The organism is Marseilla massiliensis (assembly GCF_016899955.1).
Lineage (GTDB): Bacteria > Bacteroidota > Bacteroidia > Bacteroidales > Bacteroidaceae > Prevotella > Prevotella intestinigallinarum.
Genome location: NZ_JACJJL010000068.1, coordinates 1 through 2,520 on the forward strand (window position 1 = coordinate 1; position 2,520 = coordinate 2,520).

The 2,520-nt window shown below is 50.2% G+C and carries 2 protein-coding genes; both read left to right on the forward strand.

What is annotated here, in order from left to right:
- Positions 1 to 110 precede the first annotated feature (110 nt).
- Positions 111 to 1,676: an IS21 family transposase gene (gene istA / locus H6B30_RS15835; RefSeq protein ID WP_205112223.1), complete on the forward strand. Its 1,566-nt coding sequence runs from the start codon at positions 111 to 113 to the stop codon at positions 1,674 to 1,676.
- Between the two features lie 11 nt (positions 1,677 to 1,687).
- The gene (gene istB / locus H6B30_RS15840; protein WP_205112224.1) at positions 1,688 to 2,476 is read left to right on the forward strand and encodes an IS21-like element helper ATPase IstB; all 789 of its coding nucleotides are present in this window, start codon (positions 1,688 to 1,690) and stop codon (positions 2,474 to 2,476) included.
- Positions 2,477 to 2,520 lie beyond the last annotated feature (44 nt).

A 2,520-nucleotide genomic window follows, 5' to 3' on the forward strand; every position in this document is an offset into this window, starting at 1 on the left:
TGGCCAAAATAGTATTGACCACTTAGTTCACCTATTGTTATAGATTTTTTTTGTGTAGATTTGAGTGCCCGAGTCCTGGTGTAACGGGGGTGATAATAAAATCTATACAAATGTATAAACGAATCAAAAACATTTTAAGATGTTATGCGGCCGGCATGGGAATCAAGGAAACGGCGTCCACGTTTCATACTTCCCGTAATACTGTCCGCAAGTATGTCCGCCTGTTCCTTTCAAGCGGCAAGAGTATTGAACAGCTTCTTTCCCTGTCCGACGGGCAATTGGATGAACTGTTCGGCTGTACGGCATCCCGGCATCGGGAGCCTTCTTCCAGGAGGATTGAACTGGAGGCCTTGCTTCCCGGCTATGTATCCCGCCTGTCACGCAAAGGCATGAGTGTCCGAAAACTGTTCAAGGAATACCATGCCGAATATCCTGACGGCTATCAGTTGTCTTCCTTCAAACGGGCTGTCCGTCAGTACAAGTTTCACGTCAAGGTCGTCGGTCATGTCGAGCACTATGCCGCCGACCAGATGTATATTGACTTTGCCGGTGACAGGCTTGAAGTAGTTGATGAAATGACGGTCGAGACGAAGAAAGCCGAGGTGTTTGTCGCCATCCTTCCGTTCAGCCATTATACCTACTGTGAAGCCGTGTGGTCTCAACGCAAGGAAGACCTGATAAAGGCATGTGAGAATGCCATGCAATATTTTGAAGGCGTTCCTGCGGCTATCGTCCCCGACAATCTGAAGGCTGCCGTCACACGAAGCGACCGCAACGAGCCTGTCATCAATGATGATTTCGCCGCTTTTGCCGAATATTACGGCTGTGCGGTCTATCCCGCCCGTGTGCGTCATCCCAAAGACAAGGCTTTGGTAGAGAATGCCGTAAAGCTCCTCTACCGTTCCATTTACCTTGACATAGAGGGAATGGCATTCTCCGGCCAGGAGGAACTCAATACCGCCGTCCGTGTCTCCCTGCTTGATTTCAATGAAAAGGTGATGGCCGGACGGGAGGTGTCACGCAAGGAAATGTTCCTTCAGGGAGAGAAGGATTATCTTCGGCCGCTTCCCGTGAAACGTTACGTAATGAAAGAGAGGAAGCTGATGACTGTCGGGAAGAACTCTTACGTCTCGTTGTTCAAGCACCATTACAGCGTTCCGAAGGAGTATGTAGGCAGGCGCATGACGATTCTCTATGATGCCGGCACGGTGGAAATCTACTGTGGCATGAACCTTGTCGCCACCCATGACCGCTGTGACATTCCCTACGCTTATTCCTGGAAAAAGGAGCACAACCTGCCGGGACACTATGGCCCCTATGACAAGGACTTGGAGGAACTCTTCCGACGTGCCTCGGAAATAGACAATATCGTATTGAACTATCTACGGGAAGTGGAGCGTGCCATGCAATATCCGCCCAAAGCGTTCAGGTCATGCCGTGGCATCCTGACCCTGGAGAAAAAACACGGCCGTGACCGTCTGGTTGCGGCTTGCGCATGTGCGGACCAGAAGTTGCAATACGGGTATCAGGCCTTGCGCGAGGTGCTTGAACTGGGAGAAGACGCGGATTTCCTTCCCGATGAGGATGGGAAAGTACAGCCCGACATGACTTCCCCGGCTCCATTGACCCACAAAAACATACGTGGACGTGAATATTACAGAAAGGACAAACAATAAAACTCATATTTATGGAAGTAAACAATAAAACAGCTCCCGTTACGGGACAACAGGACCAGAATGCCATATCGCTGGATTTAATGAACCGTATGAAATTGCATGGCATGGCAGAGGCTTTCAGGGAAAGTCTTGCCGGCACCACTCCGCAATCCATGACTGCGGACACGTTCCTTTCCATGCTCCTTGCACGCGAATGGGACTATCGTGCGCAGGCTGCCATTGCACGGCTTACCAAGAATGCGGCATTCCGTTACAAGGCCTATATTGAACAGGTCGACTATGCCACGAACCGGGGGCTGGATCGCAACCAGATGGAACGTCTCGCCACCCTTGATTTTGTGCATAAGGCACAGAACCTTTTCATTACCGGTTCTTCAGGAACGGGGAAAAGCTATCTGGCCTGCGCCCTCGGCCACGAAGCATGCAAAAGGGGATTCCGTACCTTATATGCCAATGCCCCGAAACTGCTCGGAGCGCTGAAAGTCGCCAAAGTCAAAGGTACACTTGAAACGGAACTCAAGAAGATTGAGCGATGCCAGTTGCTCATCCTTGACGACCTGTTCATCGTGCCTCTTGACGCCAAGGAGCGTCCCATACTGCTTGACATCATCGAGGACAGGCATGAACGGAAATCCATCATCATCACATCGCAGTACCCCTCCTCCAACTGGTACGACATGGTAGGTGACCCGACAATAGCCGATGCAATCCTTGACCGCATCATACATACGGCTCATACCATAGAGTTATATGGTGAAAGTATGCGAAAGTTAAGGTCTAAGAAAAACGGGAAATTTTAAAAGGGTAAAATAAAATTGACCCCCAACACCAGGACTTTAAAGGG

What these genes read in the sequence shown, in the direction of transcription:
- istA (WP_205112223.1), top strand. Translation starts at nt 111, where the DNA reads ATGTATAAACGAATCAAAAACATTTTAAGATGTTATGCGGCCGGCATG.
- istB (WP_205112224.1), top strand. Translation starts at nt 1,688, where the DNA reads ATGGAAGTAAACAATAAAACAGCTCCCGTTACGGGACAACAGGACCAG.